Source organism: Mucilaginibacter inviolabilis (genome assembly GCF_011089895.1).
In the GTDB taxonomy this organism is placed as follows: domain Bacteria; phylum Bacteroidota; class Bacteroidia; order Sphingobacteriales; family Sphingobacteriaceae; genus Mucilaginibacter; species Mucilaginibacter inviolabilis.
This window is the reverse complement of sequence record NZ_JAANAT010000004.1, coordinates 537,469-554,430: the sequence shown is the minus strand read 5'-3', so window position 1 is coordinate 554,430 and position 16,962 is coordinate 537,469. Positions and strand designations below refer to the sequence as shown.

The window sequence follows — 16,962 nt, the reverse complement described above, 5'->3', positions numbered from 1 at the left end:
GCCCATAAAGGTAAAAGCAGAACGACAAAAGGTGAAATTAGTTTTACAAAGGGACTTTGAGATGATAGGACTTTAAGATAATGAGACCATGTGATCCTTGGATGAAAAATTGTTGACGATCGGGCTTTTCTCAAAGTCTCATTATCTCATCATCTTAACGTCTCAACTAACTCCTCAATTAACCCAGTTTGCGCAGGGTTTATCTTCACCCTGGCAATATCCATATCAAACCATCCCGCCCTATCCACTTCAGGAAATGATTGCTGTTTACCCGAACGTGGCGGCCATTCCATTTCAAAATGATTGCTTTTAACCATCAAATGGTTTATATCACCCTCTACAGCCCAGGCATGCACTTTTTTACCACCCTTTTGGGTGATTGGGTTGAGGTTGATGAATTTACCTGTGACGGTTTGTCCGGTTTCTTCTTCAAATTCCCGTTTGGCAGCTTGGAGTGGGTCTTCATCATCCAGAAACTCCCCCTTTGGGATCGACCAACTACCATCGTCCTTATTTTTAAAAAACGGCCCGCCCGGATGCACCAGGAAAACCTGAAGTTTACCTTCAGTTTTTCGATATAATAGTATTCCTGCGCTTTGTTTACCCATGGTTAATATTTAAAAGCAAGTTAATAAAAGGGTAAGGTATTATGATTATTTTTATATCAAACAATGCTGCTATATATGACCGACAACCGCTGGACAAGCTTTAAACTCACTGCCGATTTTAACACCAATGTTCGTCATATTTATGAGGCCTGGGCCACTCCTGCCGGGCTCGAAAGCTGGTTTTTACGCCAGGCTGATTTTTATACCATAGTTGGTCGCCAACGTGAAAAAGACGAATTTATCAGCAAGGAAGATACTTATTCCTGGTATTGGCACGGCTTTGACGACAATGCGGTTGAGAACGGACAAGTACTGGAAAACAACGGTTCAGACTTGCTCAAATTTACCTTTACCGGAGGTAGTATTGTTACCATTGATATCCAGAACAAATACGGCCTCACTCTCGTTGAGCTTACCCAGGAAAACATCCCCCTGGAAGATGATCCGGCAAAAAACCTATATGTACAATGCCAGATTGGATGGACTTTTTACCTTACTAACTTAAAATCGGTGATAGAAGGCGGTAAGGATCTGCGGAACAAAAGAGTGGATCTGTTTACCAGTTTCAAATAACCCAACTTCGATGTCATACTGAACGGAGTGAAGCATCTATTATTCAATATGTATAGTTCATTAATAGATACTTCGTTCCTTAGGATGATAAACTGAGATACTTACAGTTTTTTCATTTTAAGCTGACAAAAAACATCAACGATATTCTTTAGCTTTGGTACTTATCAAAAAACTCCCCCTTTAGGGGGGTGGAGGGCATATGTTTACAGGAATTATAGAAACTTTGGGTAAAGTGACCGATCTGCAGCAAGAGCAGGGTAATTTACATATCACTATTGAATCGGATATTTCGCACGAATTAAAGATCGACCAGTCAGTAGCACACAACGGGGTTTGTTTAACGGTGGTAGCGCTGGCCGATGGCCTGCACGTGGTTACCGCCATTGAAGAAACGCTGAACAAAAGCAGCCTGGGTCATCTGAAAGTGGGCGAACCCGTAAACCTGGAACGCTGTATGCAGATGAACGCACGGCTCGACGGGCATATTGTTCAGGGCCATGTTGACCAGACCGCAGTTTGTACTGAGTTTAAAGAACTTGATGGCAGTTGGGAATATACTTTTGAGTATGACGCCGCTACAGGTAATGTTACCGTTGAAAAAGGCTCGATCTGCGTTAATGGCATCAGCTTAACCGTAGTTAATTCCAAAGCCAACAGTTTTTCAGTAGCTATTATCCCTTATACTTTTGAGCATACCAACCTGCACAATGTTCGTGAAGGTTCGATGGTAAACCTGGAGTTTGACATCATTGGCAAGTATGTAGCCCGTTTAATGCAGCGTTAACGCGCCAGTTCGTCCAATCTCGACTTGGAATAGGCCACATATTTCTGCTCCTTCTCGGGTGGTTTGCTGTTTGTATATTTTTTATAATACTTTAAGGCAAGCGACTTGTTTTTCAGCTCGGTATCATAAACCGATGCCAACAGATAATACAGGATTGGCTTTTCTGAAAATTGCAGCGCTTTTTGATAGGCCCAAACTGCCTTTTGATATTTCTTACGTGCTTCGTAGCTATCGGCCATTTCTGCGTAATAATCGCTGATATTGGATGATATGCCTGCATCAATCGCTTTAGCAAGATTTTCAATCGCTTTAGGTTGATCTTTAAGCGCTTTGTATGCCAGGGCGGCAATATAAAAACTGCTTTCTGTTTGTTCCGCGGGCGATATTTCGGCAAAAGTTTCTACACTACAGGTGTAGTTTTTCAGGTAATAATAAGCCATTTCGAGCTTGGTTAGGGTAAAGGCGGAACCATCACCAAGTTGAACAAGCCTTAAGCAGGTATTTTTAACCTGTTCAAATCTTTTTTGTGAATAAGTAAGCTTGAGCAGACTTTGCAATAAGACCATATTGTCGGGATCCTGTGCAATGGAGCCATTCAATACCTTTTCAGCATCATCATATCGTTTTTGTATTACATACATATCGCTCAGATCAGATGCGACCTCGGGTTCAGCCGGATTAATTCTGTTAGCCTTTTGCAGATTCACCAACATTCCCGGCAGATCTCCCCTTTCCAAACATACCTTACCCAATTGTTTAAACACCATAAAATTAGTGGTATCTTTCAAACTCAGCATTTTATAGTAAAACTGTGCCTTTAAATTATTACCCCGCCGCAGGTTTATTGCTCCAAGGCTAAACAGCACCGCGTTATTAGTTGAGTCGATATTGTACATCCTCTGGTAATATCCTTCCGCATCAGGTAACCGTCCGGCCATTTGCGAAGTGTACGCCAGTTTGCCCAGCACCCGGATATTGCTTACCGGTTCTGGGTATGTTTTTTTGAGATAGTCGGCAGCCTCGGCAAAACGCTGGTTCTGGTAATAATCAAGCAGCAAGGAATCATTTACAGCCGGTTGCTGCTGCGCCTTTACCGATACCGGCAGATAAAAAATAAGCAAAATTAACAGAGCCAGGTTTTTCATATAACTAATATCTTAGTTTTAAACTAAAGTATTAGTTATTGATCAATAATCCAAATTCTAAACAATTTTTATTTTTTAGAGTTAATGAGATATACCTTAAATTAAAAAACACAACTGTATGGATAAGTTAAAGAAGTTTGGACTGATGGAGAAAATTGTCCATGAATTGGAAGATCTGAAAAATAGTCAGCAGGCTATTATCACCAAGCTGGCTAAAATTGAAGTAGATAATATAGAACTGGGTGATAAAAGACTGGAAAAGGACCTTCCGGACATGCACCAACGCGTAGCAGACAACCTGGACAACATCGCCAGCATCCTGGAGGATTTTGCTAAACAAACAGATACTTTCAGCGACAAGAACAACATCCAGGCGCTCAAAGAGCAAGACGCCATTAACAAATTATAAAAAAATAGGTCCCCGTTTCCGGGGATCTATTTTTTTGCAGCCTTTTCTGCACTCCGGTTATATTTCTTGATAGCTTTATAATAGTTTTTCTTTTGGATGTTTTCAAGCGCATCGGCATCCTGCCCAACCATTGGCTTTAAATTTTCAGGCGTCAATTTTAAGATGGGGCCCTCTCCCTTTTGAACTGCCACAATAGCAAAAGGATCGAAACCGTAACCATCAGTCTGACTTAACATAGAATAGGCATTTATAGAACCCGATATTGCTTTAAACATCCAACAGCTATCTTTAGCAATTCCTTTATACCAGTCATCGGGTGAGCCGCTTCCGCCTAAATTACGCGCGATACTAAGCGTTTGCGATACATATATTTTCTTGCTTCGGTTAGTATCCTTCTTACTGTAACTTTTATCAACAAATATCAGGTAAGCTTTATGTTTGGCTGTGTCTGAATATATTTTGGATTTAACAAATATCTGCGAGCTATCCTTCATCGTTACCAGGTAATTAAACTGGTAATTACTTTGGCTTCGGCTTAGCATCATCATATTCATCTGCATGTTCATTTGCATTTGCATCCGCATATTAAACTGCATGTTTTGCTTGTTAAGCATATTGTTAACAGCAGTCATATTTTGTGCAGACGCTTGCAGAGTAAATAGGGGCACTAAGATAAGCGTGAGGCAGGCGAACAGGGGTTTCATGTGATAAAATTAGTTATTCAAAGCTGCATTTTTAATTACATATAAACAAATCCGACTATGGGAAGTATCCCGCATTGGTGCTAACAAGCGTCTTTACCGATCTATGACAAAAGATAAAGCCAAGCGGTTAACTTTGACGAAAAATTCTATCCTATGAATAAGACCATATTTATTGTTGGCAATGGTGCTATTGGCAAAGCTTTAGCTGTTTTTTTGAAATTACAAGGCAAAAATGCAGTAATACTCCGCGGAAGCGTAGATGATGGCAGCAGCGTTATAGAAAAGATCACGGTGGTATTGGCTGATCAAAGCACATTAGAAGCAGAAGTTGAAACCAGCACCCTAAGCAGGTTCGCGACACTGGATGGCATGGTGGTTTTAACCAATAAATCCTTTGGTAACGAAGATTTGGCACTGGCTCTTAAACCTAAAATCAATACTTCTCCATTGATTATTTTACAAAATGGCCTGGGTGTAGAGCAGGTATTTACTGATCACGGGTTTCCCGGGGTTTATCGTTGTGTACTATTTGTAACCAGCCAGGTTACTACAGATGGCCGGGTGAGCTTTAAGCCTGCATTTGAGTGTCCTATTGGTGGCATCAGCGGCAGTGACACTTCTCTGAATGATATAGTTGAAGAACTAAGCACCCCTCATTTCAAGTTTCGCGCAGAGGAAAACATTCAGCAGGTGATCTGGAAAAAAGCCATCATGAACAGTGTTTACAATTCGGTATGCCCATTATTGAATATCGACAACGGCATATTTCACCGGAATGAACAAGCCCTGGCAATTGCCCGTGAAATAATTGCCGAATGTGTACAGATTGCCCATGAAACCGGAGTTATGTTGGAACAGGACGACGTGACTGCCAGCTTAGTGGCTATTAGTAAAGCTTCAGATGGTCAGCTGATATCAACACTACAGGATATTAACCGCAAACTACCAACAGAAATAGATACACTGAATTTCGCGATTGTACGCATCGCAGAAAAATTCGGCAAAACACATTTGGTTGAGCAGACAAGACTTCTTGGTGAACTGGTTAAATTAAAATCTGATATTAATCGCTAAATCACCGAAAGATTTTATTGCTGTCGAGGGTTGATCTCGCGGGGGGCTTGAAGATAAATAATAAGCTCCATCGAACCATGACGACAAGCCTCTGCACGCGAGTCTTCGATAGGCTCATACTGACAGGCAAAACATCATGGATCGGAACAAAGATCAATTACAAACTAGATACTTCCCTTCGGCATAACAAGGGAATTTAATAACTTAGTATAACCAATTATAAACCAATCTTAAAACTATTCAATTATGAAAAAGCTCACCTTTCTGTTTACTTTAATGGCAACTGTTTTTGCTTGCACAACTGTGCGTGCCCAGATTACCAATGATCAGATGGTTGCAGAATGGCAACGCGCCAAAAACTATACCAAGGCCTATCTGGATGCCATGCCCGATGATGGCTACAGCTTTAAGCCAACTCCCGAAATGAGATCTTTTGCAGGTCAGATGCTGCACCTGGCAGATGACAATTATTTTTTCTCCTGCTGGGTAAGCGGAAAAACCAATCCGCTAGGAAAAACATCCCTCGAAAAAACCGTTGAACCCACAAAAGCGGCTACCATTAAAGCGGTAATGGATAGCTATGATTTTGTGATCAACACTATACCGGGCCTTACCCCGGCACAATTACAGGAAACCATAAAAGTGGGTGGAAAAGATTTTTCCAAATTCCTTATTTTAAATAAAGGCTTTGAACACCAAACCCACCATCGCGGACAAGCTACGGTTTATCTGCGTTTAAAAGGCGTGAAACCACCGCAGGAAATGCTGTTTTAGAGAAGTAAGATTCAAGAATCAAGACAATAAAAAAATATCATCTCGAACCAAGTACGAGGAGAGATCTTATACAAGCGATATGCAAGTAGCAAAAGATTTCTCCTCGTACCTCGTTCGAAATGACATCCGCGTAGGATACCCAAACCTACTGGTATTGTATATAAATAGGCGCGGGTTTCAGACTCAAAACCTCTTTGGGTGTCAGCATGCGGTGAGGTACGTTTTTGATATCGTTTTTATAGAATAACTTGAAACCGGTAAACTGTACAGGCTCCTGTGATATAAAATACTTGTAGGTCCCTTTTTTCAGGTCTGGACCACCCCATCCGTCCATATCCATAACCACTTGTACCTCATTGCGCAATTTGATATCTTTTGAATTAGTTACCATGCGTTTGGTAAAGCGGTGGATTACAAATATTTTGGGTGGCAAGTTGTTCTTTTTTACCAATCCGCTTAAATAGCCGGTTACGTAGTTGATATCATCGGCATCAAAAGTACCTATGCGTTTGCCCGGTACACTCCCCTCTTTCATAGAAAACTCAGGGTCGATACCCAAGTGCACGTTGGGCATTTTCATGTATTTTTCCAGCAGGGGTAATTCGGTTTGTACTGTGCTGAAACCTACCTGGATATCCAAAAATACAATAGCGTTGATCTGTTTGGCCATATCAAGCACCTTGTCTATCTCTCTGAAAGGCATCCGCAGGTTATGCAAACCGTTTCTGCCGGCATCGGCCTGGGCAGTAACACAGATATAATGCAGCGCGGGTACAACCGGCGTAAGCGTATCGGCTTTTTCCCATACTTTAACCTCAGCTTTGAGCTTTGCTAACATATCTTTAGGCGCATATTCACCTAGCACGCCCATATTTTTGGAGTACATATTGCCATAGTAGGCTACAATACGATTAAAAGGTAAAATAGCACCAGGCAAAGGATATGGAGCCTTTTTTACGGGCCATCTGCCGGTTTGATCGCCGTTGGCCAGGCGTTTCATTAACGAATCATACCGTAGAGTATCCAGTGTTTCGGCGCTTTTTAAGGTGGTGTCTTTATATAAACGCAACGAACCTATCGCCTGAGCTTTATCAAATGAGCTGATTAAACAAACAGCCGCAATGGCTAACAATACGAATACCCTGGTAATTATCTTCAAACTGATATAATTTATTTATGGTGTATATGTAGAGCCAAGAATTAAGAAAACCATGAAAACATGCTGACATGATATTAAGCAACACCTTTCCGTGCTTCTTTCCTAGTTTCTGATTCTTGTTTCTTGACTTTAATAAAATGTCTATTATTCAATACTCTTACCCTTCATGGCAGTGCTGATAGCCTGATCCATCAGGCGCTCGGCAAATGGCCGGGTAAATTCGTTGATTTCGTCAATACGTTTCAGGATCAGGTCCTTATCACCAGACGTCAGCGACTCTTTCAGGGCCACCAGGTGTTTGTGTGTTTCGGCAGATTCTGCTACGGTAACGTAACTGCCGTTCTTTTGCAAAAAGCGTTCCACAGTATACACCATCTGTTCACCTTCGGTACGGGCTTCTATCAGCATACGCTGGTTTACATCGTCCTTGGCATGAGTAATACTGTCCATGAGCATTTGTTCTACCTGCTCATCGGTGATGCCATAGGTAGGTTTTACTTCCACCTCCTGTTTCACACCCGAACGCAGTTCAATGGCTTGTATGGTGAGTATCCCATCGGCGTTCAGTAAAAAGTTGATATCCACCTTAGGGAAACCGGCAGGCATAGATGGAATGCCTTTGAGGTTAAACTCGGCCAGTTTACGGTTTTCTTTGATCAGGTCGCGCTCGCCCTGGTAAACGGCAATTTTCATATTCACCTGTCCGTCGATGGAGGTGGTATACTGCCTGCCGCCCTTGGTTGGTACTTTAGAGTTACGGGGGATGATCACATCCATCAAACCACCCATGGTTTCGATACCAAGCGACAGTGGGGTAACATCCAGCAGTAAAATATCTTTACGGTTACCAGCTAAAATATCGGCCTGTATGGCGGCACCAAGGGCTACCACTTCATCAGGATTTAATTCGGCATGCACTTCGCGACCGAAAAATTCGGCCACCATTTTTTTAACCAATGCTGTACGGGTCGATCCGCCAACCATCACCACTTCATCAATTTCTTTAATGGTTAGTTTTGCGTCTTTCAATGCATTCTGACAAGCTGTAATGGTTTGCTGTACTTTAGGCATGATCAGCTCCTCGAACGTGGTACGGTCAAGCGTGCACCAGATCTCCCCTATTTTTTCATTAAACAGGCTTTGGTGCGCGAATGCTTTTTTGGCTTCTTCAGCTTTAAGGCGAAGTTGTTGTGCCAATTCGGTATTAGCAACTACGTCGGCTTTGTTTAGCTGGTTTTTATCAATCCAATAATCAACAATGATGCGATCAAAATCATCACCACCCAAAAAGGTATCGCCATTGGTGGCCAGCACCTCAAAAATACCGTTCTGTATTTGCAGTACAGATACATCAAAAGTACCACCACCCAAATCATACACCGCAATGGTTTTGGTTTCCTCGGGGTCAAGACCGATGCCGTAAGCTAAACTGGCAGCAGTTGGTTCGTTCACAATACGTAAAACGTCCAGTCCGGCCAGTTTACCGGCATCCCGTGTAGCCTGGCGCTGCGAATCGTTAAAATAGGCAGGCACGGTGATCACGGCGCGGTTTACAGGAGTTTTCAGCGCATGCTCGGCACGGGCCTTTAATTCCTTTAATATCAGTGCCGATAATTCAATCGGTGTATAAAACTTATCTCCAACCTTAATCTTTACCAGGCTTTCGGTATCGTCATCGATAACCTTGTATGAGAAAAAATCCTTATAATTTTCAATATCATGGTAACTGCGGCCCAGCAGGCGTTTTACCGAAAAAACAGTATTCTGCGGGTCGGTGATTAGAAATTCTTTGGCTTCATTACCAACCAAAACATCCCCGGTTGGCCCGAAGTGCACCACTGATGGCACCAACACACCTTTACCGGTATCATTGATAACCAACGGATTTTTATCGGGGTTGATGAATGCCACTAAGGAATTGGTGGTGCCCAGGTCGATACCTACAATAATATCCTCTTTTTGTATGGAACCCGTTGCCAGGTTGATAGAAACTTTAGCCATGGTAGTCAATTAACAAGCCGCAAATGTACTTAGTTTTGGCCGATGATGTGTCTTTTGAATGTGTAATTTGTCTGAATCAGAATCAAACTGCTACAGATTCTGCCGATCTCACCCTTGCCTCCATTACAATGAGCGATAACAACAAGATGAGTCCCATGGCAAAAAAACCATCGAGCATTAACGCCGAGTCTCGCATTTCATGAGTGAGAGATTCCACAAAGCCAAATGAAAACAGGCCTACTACAATGGATAGTTTTTCGGTAACATCATAAAAACTAAAATAAGAAGCAGTATCAGGAATATTAGCGGGGATGTATTTAGAGAACGTTGAGCGCGATAACGACTGTACGCCGCCCATAACCAGTCCTACAACAACGGCGGCGGCATAAAACTGGTGCGCGTTAGCCACAAAATAAACACTGCCGCATATCAAACACCAGATGCCTACTATACCTGCCAGCACCTTGGTATTGCCATACTTAGCCGACATTTTTGCGGTTATAGCCGCGCCAATAATAGCCACTATCTGTATCAATAAAATAATAATGATCAGGTCTTCTTCGGGCATTTTGAGTTCTTTGGCTCCGAAATTGGCAGCTACCAGCAGAATGGTTTGCACGCCTACCGAGTAAAAGAAAAAGGCAGGTAAAAAGCGTTTTAACAAAGGTAATTGTTTTACTTTTTTCCAAACCTTGGCCAGTTCCCTAAACCCACCGGTAAATACATTATACTCATGCGAGCCTGCGTTGGGCTGGCCTTTAGGCAGCATATAAAAAGCGATGAACGAAAAGCCTATCCACCAGATACCTACAATGAGGAATGATAAACGCGCCGCAACATCGTCAGTAATACCAAACGTTTTAGGCGATAATACAAACACAAAGCAAAGCACCTGCACCACAATACTACCGGCAAAGCCATAAATAAAGCCTTTTGCACTCACGGCATCTTGCTGATCCAATGTGGCTATTTGCGGCAGATAGGAGTTATAGAATACAAAGCCACCACAATATCCTATTGATGCCAAGCCATAGCAAACCATGCTGAAGGTAAAAGTATTCATGGTGAAAAAGAACATGGCCGCGCATGATAAGCTACCCATCCAGGTAAACAATTGCATGTATAGCTTTTTATGGCCCTTATAATCAGCAATTGAGGTCAGTATCGGCAAAATCACTACTATAATAAGATACGATAAGCCTAATACATAGGTAGACAATACCGTGTTGATATACCGGTGACCAAAAAAGGTAACCATAGCCCCCGGATTTTTATCCTGGGTAATGGCTACATAATAAGCCGGGAATATGGTAGATAAAATCACCATATTATAAGCCTGGTTGGCCCAATCAAACATGGCCCAGGCCCAAATGGTTTTCTTGTTATTTTTAACTGCTTCCATGGAGTGGCGAACAATGAGTGGTAAGTAGTGAGTGGGGCTGTTCTAACCATACACCACTCTCTATTCACCACTCACCAAATTATTTTATCCCGTAATGATCATTCATCAGTTTTACAAATATAGAGCCAGGCAGTATGGCTTTAAGTGTAGGCACAATGGTTTGCCCTAACGCTCCTACCAGGTAGTTATGTGCTGGTTTTGATTTAGCCACAATTTTGCAAACCTGCTCGGCTACTTTACTGGCTTCGCCACCAATGCTTTCGTCTTTTTCCATGCTGGCAACAGCGGCTTCAAATTCTTTTTTCAACTGCTCATTGGATAGAGTGAAGGTTACTTTTTCACGGCTGCCGGTAAAGTCGGTTTTAAAATCGCCAGGATTTACTACGGCAACTTTAACGCCTGTGTTTTGCAGCTCCATGCGCAAGCTCTGTGAATAACCTTCAACAGCAAATTTAGAGGCTGCGTATAAACCCTGGTAGGGCAAGCCAAACAAACCGGCCAATGAACTGATGTTGATCACTAACCCCTGTTTTCTTTCTATCATCCCCGGCAGTACGGCGCTGTTTACACGTACTACACCAAAAAAGTTCACCTCGAACTGTTTTTTGGCATCATCAACCTGCACTGCGTACAATGGGGCGGCAATACCGTTACCCGCATTATTTACTACCACATCAATACGGCCTTCGGCTTTGATGATAGTAGCAACGGCTGTATTCACCGAGGCATCGTTAGTAACATCCATCTCCAGGGGGGTAAACGATACATTGCTGATGCGTTTCAGGTCGCGGCTGGTGCCATAAACCGTATGCCCCTGGGCCGATAGCGCGCTGGCCGTAGCCAGGCCCAAACCAGATGATGCTCCGGTTACTAAAATTACTTTCTTCATCTTATTGATTAATATCTTATGCTTTACGTGTTTTTACTTTTGAGCCGTGAAAATAGGATTTTATCAGCTTATAAATTTATAAATATTGTACATTAAAAAAAGTATTGATCAAGCAGAGCATTTATCATTTTTTAATTAAATTTTGTTTTTCAAAAGAAAGCCCCTACCTTAGTCATCAGATGATATGATGATGAACGTTATCCATAAAAAATCACTAGCTGAAGAGGTTGCCGAACAGCTGCGGAAAGCTATTGCCGATGGTAAATACAAAACCGGCGAGCAACTGCCTACCGAACCCGAACTGATGAAACAGTTTGGTGTGGGCCGTTCGTCTGTGCGTGAGGCTATCCGGATCCTGGCCAATTCAGGCTTATTACGCGTGCAGCAGGGTGTGGGTACATTTATTGAAGCGCCCGCTGGTATCAATGAGCCTTTCCATCAACGTTTAAAGCGTGCTGAAGCCTATGACCTCGACGAAGTACGCCAATTGCTCGAAATGAAAATAGCCGAAAAAGCAGCAGTCAACCGTACAGAGGCGGACCTCAAAAAAATAAAAACCAAACTGGATAAACGGACAGCCATGGCGTTTGGAGGCACAATGGAAGAATGTATAGAGGCCGACATCGAGTTTCACATGAGCATTGCCGAAGCGGCGGGCAACCCTATCCTTGCCGATCTGTATCAATCATTTTGTATACAATTAAAAGGCTGGTTTTTGAAACTATATCCAGATACTACCATATTCCAGGATACGCTTCACGAAGAGCTTTATGAAAGCATAAAAAACCGCGATGAGAAAAAAGCGTGGAACTGCATTACACAAATAATTATGAGATAATTTTTTTACCACTAAACATCAGATGATATGACGAATGAAACATTAGCAGAGCCATTGGAACAAACGAAAACCATAGCCGAGAAAACGGTTTACTCCATCCTTTTTACTATTAGCCTGTCGCACCTGTTGAATGATATGCTACAGTCGGTTATCCCTTCTATTTATCCCCTCATTAAAACCAGCTATCATCTGAGTTTTAGCGATATTGGTCTGGTTACCCTAACTTACCAGTTATCAGCCTCGTTACTACAACCTTTTGTGGGGATGTATACCGACAAAAAACCCAAGCCATATTCGTTACCGGTAGGCATGGGTTTCACCTTAATAGGCTTAGCGTGCTTGGCTTATGCCCCGGGCTTTTACTCCATATTGCTGGCAGTGGCCCTCATCGGTGTTGGCTCATCCATATTTCATCCGGAATCATCAAGGGTGGCACATATGGCATCGGGCGGTAAACGGGGATTGGCTCAATCCATATTTCAATTAGGTGGTAATGCCGGTAGCGCGCTTGGGCCATTACTGGCAGCTCTAATTGTGGTTCCTTTTGGCCAAAGCAGTGTAATGTGGTTTTCTTTAGCTGCCCTACTGGCTATCATTATTTTAATCTATATAGGCAACTGGTATAAAGCTTTTGCCCTGCCTAAAACTAAAACAGCGCATACAGCTGTGGCTCACCATAAGTTATCTTCAAAACGGGTAGGCTTTTCACTGGCTATCCTTATTGTGCTTATTTTTTCGAAATACTTTTACCTGGCCAGCATCACCAGCTATTACACATTTTTCCTGATTGATAAATTCCACTTAAGCGTACAAAGCTCACAGCTTTATTTATTCATATTTCTGGCAGCGGTTGCAGCAGGCACACTTTTGGGCGGCCCCTTGGGCGATCGTTTCGGCCGTAAATACATCATCTGGATCTCGATACTTGGTGTGGCACCATTTACTATGATGCTACCCTATGCCAATTTATTCTGGACAAGCGTTCTTTCGATACTCATCGGGGTTATTATCTCTTCCGCTTTTTCAGCTATCCTGGTATATGCCCAGGAGCTGATGCCAGGGAAAGTAGGCATGATAGCCGGTTTATTTTTTGGCTTTGCCTTTGGAATGGGAGGCTTAGGATCGGCTATATTGGGCAAACTGGCTGATAGCACCAGCATTAGCTACGTATTTCATGTATGTGCTTATCTGCCTCTCATCGGTATACTTACCGCCTTTTTACCTAACCTGGAAGTAAAAAAGAAAAAAACAGCCTAAACCATAGATTCAATCTGCCGACAATTATTCAAAAAAGATCCCCGGACAAATTAATGTCCGGGGATCATGTTTTGTAAGTAGTGCAAACAGTAATCAGGTTTAAGATGTAGGGCTAACTTATTTTCTAAGTGTAAGAATAATTAAAGCCGTATTCAATAAAAGCAATGCCGGTTGGGCAATGGTGGTAATGTTCTGTAACTTCTCATTACGTATTGTGCGCCTGTTTTGTTCCACATAAATAATATCCTGGTTCTGAATAATGGTTTCGGGGTTTGTTAATGAGGCTACATCATCAAGATCAACTTCAATAACCTGCTTAGTTTGCAGCCCACCACCCCTCACTATTCTTACCTTTTTTTCGTTACCTTTTTCTGTAATGCCGCCTGCTTCGCCCAATATTTCCATCAGGGTGGTTTCATCTTTGAGCAACGGATAATTACCGGGCTTTTTCACCTCCCCCACTATGGTGGCCTTCAAGTTGATCACCTTTACTTCTATAATCGGGTTTTTAAGTACATTTTTCCGGTACAGGTCATCCAACTTTTTTGATGTTTCCAACCTTGATAAGCCCGCTACCTCTACTCTTCCAATTACGGGCAAGGCAATAGTGCCATCACTTTCAACCTGGTAATCCAATGCCTGCGAGCCTCCTCCTGATGATGCCTGATCTACCCCACTGGCAGCGCTGGCCTCATCGGTAATAAGCTTAATACTCTGTAAATTCCTAATCTTCAAAATATCACCCGTCTTAATTTTATAGTCGGCTATTTTATAATCGTCCATCTTTACAGGGGGAGCCTGAGCTTTGGAGTTTTGTTCAAAATAGGCCTGGTTTTGTTTGTAAGAACATGAACCTAAAAGCACAGTAAGGGCGCTTACCGCAAAAAGTAACGGTAAATAGCTTATTAATCTATTAATTCGCATTGATCTATAAATTTTCTAAAAGGAATGATACTTCAGGATTAACCGTTTTGGGTTGATAAGCTTTTCCACGTTCTGCCATGATTGCTTCAAAATGGTCTGCATATTGATCAATGATCCTATCGCAGGTATAAAGCTCTGTTATTTTCTGTTTGTTGTTCTCCATTAACTGGATATAACGGCTTTCACTTTTATTACCGGTGAGCAGGTGAAACACAACATCATCGGCATCTGTAAAATATAAGGCGTCGCTTTCCAGAATAGCCCGGTTAAATTTATTATCATTTGAGCAGATGAGCGCGCTGGATGCCATAGCTTCTAACAACGACGGATTGGTACCTCCGACAGTATGGCCATGAAAATATAAATTAGAATAATATCTCAAATTATTAAGTTTATTCATATTATAAACGCCACCACAGAATTTAATATTATGATAATAAGCAAATTTCGCTCTTAAATAAGTACCAAAATCATTATCGGTACTACCTACAACTAAAAACTCCCGGTTGGTATCTGCCTTAACTACGCCATCCAAAATGGTTTCAATACTATTTTCGGGTTCCATGCGGGCAATCAACATATCATACTGGTAAGGCTCCAACTTAAATTCATCAAGCACCAGGGGATTGGGCTGATCAAAGATCTCGGCTCCGTAAGCTATATAGGTTGATTTTTTATTGTATTTATGTTCGAGGTACCTTTGTATCTCGATCGAATCGGCTATCAAATGATCACTATAGCGTACGGCCAATTTTTCAGCAAACCTTAAAAATACCTGAACCGGCTTAGAGTATTTTGACCTCTTCCACTCTAATCCATCCATATTGGTGGTAACTATCGTGTTTCTGGGTAAAAGCCAACCCCAAACAGAACTGCTGGTATATCCTAATTGAAGAATGACATCAAACTTTTTTTTCTTTAAATCTTTTATGCAGTTGTAATCGTATAAAAACTGTCCCGCTGTTCCCAGTTTGAACTCCGGATCGTAGCAATGGCATATCTCAACAGAATTCCAGGTTTTTTCCTGGTACGGGTGGTTATGAGAATTATAAACAACTACCTCATAACCTTTTTTGACTAAGCCTGCTGCTAAGTACTCAGCGCACTGTTCAAAACCGCCGTAATGGTTCGGAATACCCCTGGTTCCTATGATAGCTATACGCATAATAATATATATTTAATATTTTTATCAATAATTGATCAATATTTTAGGGCTCTGGTCATCAGTTATTATCTTCTGATCGAACTATGTATAATTATACGTAGAAACATAGGCAAAAGCTTCGCTAAAGGCCTATGTGAACAAACAGGTTGTTAAAAAATTGAGTGAACAAAATAAACATAGAAGTGAAGGTGATTATGGAAAAACATTGTATTTTTTGGTAAACTTTTATTATACTTATATGTATTACGCTCCTAAATAATAATTAAACAATGATCAAAGCATTCAAGTTCCTGAGCAGAATCAATTTAAAGAGCATCATTTTTAACTTTAGATATTTCCCTTTCAAAACGGCCATCAAGTTCCCGGTATTAATATCAAGCAATGTATTTCTGCATAAAACAAAAGGCAGGGTAATCATTAATGCGCCCATCAGAACTGCTTTGATACAAATTGGCTATGGGGCCATTGGAGTTACCGATTTTAAAAGATCAAGGGCTGTATGGGAGGTAGACGGTGATGTTGTTTTTAACGGGAGGGCATTTATTATGCACGGCTGCAAAATCAATGTTTTTAAAAATGCTGAGCTTATTTTTGGCGATGATTTTAACATGAGCACCGAATGCGCTATTGTTGCTGCCAAAAAGATAACGATTGGCAATCATAGCGGCATATCATGGGAATCGTTGGTGATGGATACCGACTTTCATCACATTGCCGACGAAGCCACCGGCGAAGTTTTTAATCATCCCAAAGAAATCATCATTGGCGATAATGTTTGGGTGGGTTGTAAATGCACCATTTTAAAAGGGGCTGTGATACCATCGGGCAGTGTGGTAGCTGCCAACTCCATGGTAACCAAAACACTAAGCGGCGAAAATTCTATTTTTGGCGGCAACCCCATGCGGGTGTTGAAAACCGGAATTAAATGGTGGTATTAAATAATGGGTAAAACCGCATCACTTAAATCATAAGTAAGGTTTTCATTACGCTTGGCTATCGGTTTGGCGGGCACGCCACCAACCACTGTGTAAGGAGGTACATTGCGGGTAACTACCGCACCGGCAGCAACCACTGCGCCTTTACCAATGGTAACACCGGGCAAAATAACCGTGCGCGAACACAACCAAACATAATCTTCAATAATTACCGGTTGCCCGATTTGCGCAAAGTCGGTGCTGTTATAATCATGATGCAGTGTCCAGATCATCACCTCATTGCTAATATTCACGTTATTACCAATAGTTAAACCCATCCGT

The 16,962-nt window shown here is 41.9% G+C and carries 18 protein-coding genes; 8 read left to right on the top strand and 10 right to left on the bottom strand.

The genetic code is table 11. The features are described 5' to 3' along the window. Positions 1-149: 149 nt before the first annotated feature. Positions 150-608, bottom strand: a complete 459-nt coding sequence (locus tag G7092_RS25905; protein WP_166094203.1) for an NUDIX hydrolase — start codon at positions 606-608, stop codon at positions 150-152. A gap of 75 nt (positions 609-683) precedes the next feature. Between G7092_RS25905 and G7092_RS25900 the strand changes: the two genes are divergently transcribed. Continuing rightward, positions 684-1,181: an SRPBCC family protein gene (locus G7092_RS25900; protein WP_166094201.1), complete on the top strand. Its 498-nt coding sequence runs from the start codon at positions 684-686 to the stop codon at positions 1,179-1,181. 199 nt (positions 1,182-1,380) lie between these two features. Next, complete coding sequence (locus G7092_RS25895) at positions 1,381-1,965, top strand: riboflavin synthase (protein ID WP_166094199.1); 585 nt, start codon at positions 1,381-1,383, stop codon at positions 1,963-1,965. On the opposite strand, the gene G7092_RS25890 is transcribed toward G7092_RS25895, so the two are convergent. Continuing rightward, a complete protein-coding gene (locus G7092_RS25890; protein WP_166094197.1) occupies positions 1,962-3,110 on the bottom strand; it encodes a tetratricopeptide repeat protein in 1,149 nt (382 codons plus the stop codon). The genes G7092_RS25895 and G7092_RS25890 overlap by 4 nt on opposite strands. Positions 3,111-3,228: 118 nt before the next feature. On the opposite strand from G7092_RS25890, the gene G7092_RS25885 reads away from it, so the two are divergent. Then, on the top strand, positions 3,229-3,519 hold the full coding sequence (locus G7092_RS25885) for a hypothetical protein (protein ID WP_076375385.1): 291 nt from the start codon (positions 3,229-3,231) through the stop codon (positions 3,517-3,519). A 26-nt stretch (positions 3,520-3,545) separates the two neighbouring features. Here the strand turns inward: G7092_RS25885 and G7092_RS25880 are convergent, their stop codons facing one another. Then, positions 3,546-4,223, bottom strand: a complete 678-nt coding sequence (locus tag G7092_RS25880) for a hypothetical protein (RefSeq protein ID WP_166094194.1) — start codon at positions 4,221-4,223, stop codon at positions 3,546-3,548. A 153-nt stretch (positions 4,224-4,376) separates the two neighbouring features. On the opposite strand from G7092_RS25880, the gene G7092_RS25875 reads away from it, so the two are divergent. After that, positions 4,377-5,297 (top strand): ketopantoate reductase family protein, encoded by a 921-nt coding sequence (locus G7092_RS25875; protein WP_166094192.1) that lies wholly within the window; start codon positions 4,377-4,379, stop codon positions 5,295-5,297. A 246-nt stretch (positions 5,298-5,543) separates the two neighbouring features. Further along, positions 5,544-6,071: a DinB family protein gene (locus G7092_RS25870; RefSeq protein ID WP_166094189.1), complete on the top strand. Its 528-nt coding sequence runs from the start codon at positions 5,544-5,546 to the stop codon at positions 6,069-6,071. Between the two features lie 145 nt (positions 6,072-6,216). Here the strand turns inward: G7092_RS25870 and G7092_RS25865 are convergent, their stop codons facing one another. From G7092_RS25865 to G7092_RS25850, 4 genes are all read right to left on the bottom strand, one after another. Beyond that, entirely contained in the window at positions 6,217-7,230 is a 1,014-nt protein-coding gene (locus G7092_RS25865; protein WP_202985423.1) for a hypothetical protein, read from the bottom strand. Positions 7,231-7,374: 144 nt separating this feature from the next. Further along, the gene (gene hscA, locus G7092_RS25860; protein ID WP_166094186.1) at positions 7,375-9,231 is read right to left on the bottom strand and encodes a Fe-S protein assembly chaperone HscA; all 1,857 of its coding nucleotides are present in this window, start codon (positions 9,229-9,231) and stop codon (positions 7,375-7,377) included. Between the two features lie 82 nt (positions 9,232-9,313). Continuing rightward, positions 9,314-10,633 carry an MFS transporter gene (locus tag G7092_RS25855; RefSeq protein WP_166094184.1) on the bottom strand — a complete coding sequence of 440 codons (1,320 nt, stop codon included), beginning with the start codon at positions 10,631-10,633 and terminating at the stop codon, positions 9,314-9,316. 79 nt (positions 10,634-10,712) lie between these two features. Continuing rightward, positions 10,713-11,522, bottom strand: coding sequence for an SDR family oxidoreductase (locus tag G7092_RS25850; protein ID WP_166094182.1), 810 nt, complete (start codon positions 11,520-11,522; stop codon positions 10,713-10,715). Positions 11,523-11,706: 184 nt separating this feature from the next. On the opposite strand from G7092_RS25850, the gene G7092_RS25845 reads away from it, so the two are divergent. Together G7092_RS25845 and G7092_RS25840 are read left to right on the top strand one after the other, a co-directional pair. Next, positions 11,707-12,360, top strand: a complete 654-nt coding sequence (locus G7092_RS25845; RefSeq protein WP_166094180.1) for a FadR/GntR family transcriptional regulator — start codon at positions 11,707-11,709, stop codon at positions 12,358-12,360. Between the two features lie 27 nt (positions 12,361-12,387). After that, positions 12,388-13,617, top strand: coding sequence for an MFS transporter (locus tag G7092_RS25840; RefSeq protein WP_166094178.1), 1,230 nt, complete (start codon positions 12,388-12,390; stop codon positions 13,615-13,617). Positions 13,618-13,734: 117 nt separating this feature from the next. Here G7092_RS25840 and G7092_RS25835 read toward each other — a convergent pair whose 3' ends face one another. Next, positions 13,735-14,541, bottom strand: coding sequence for a polysaccharide biosynthesis/export family protein (locus tag G7092_RS25835; protein WP_166094176.1), 807 nt, complete (start codon positions 14,539-14,541; stop codon positions 13,735-13,737). 4 nt (positions 14,542-14,545) lie between these two features. Beyond that, positions 14,546-15,706: a DUF1972 domain-containing protein gene (locus G7092_RS25830; RefSeq protein WP_166094174.1), complete on the bottom strand. Its 1,161-nt coding sequence runs from the start codon at positions 15,704-15,706 to the stop codon at positions 14,546-14,548. Positions 15,707-15,975: 269 nt separating this feature from the next. Between G7092_RS25830 and G7092_RS25825 the strand changes: the two genes are divergently transcribed. After that, positions 15,976-16,644, top strand: a complete 669-nt coding sequence (locus G7092_RS25825; protein WP_166094172.1) for an acyltransferase — start codon at positions 15,976-15,978, stop codon at positions 16,642-16,644. Here G7092_RS25825 and G7092_RS31055 read toward each other — a convergent pair. After that, the gene (locus tag G7092_RS31055) at positions 16,641-16,913 is read right to left on the bottom strand and encodes a DapH/DapD/GlmU-related protein (protein ID WP_438861469.1); all 273 of its coding nucleotides are present in this window, start codon (positions 16,911-16,913) and stop codon (positions 16,641-16,643) included. The two genes, G7092_RS25825 and G7092_RS31055, sit on opposite strands and share 4 nt — an antisense overlap. Positions 16,914-16,962 lie beyond the last annotated feature (49 nt).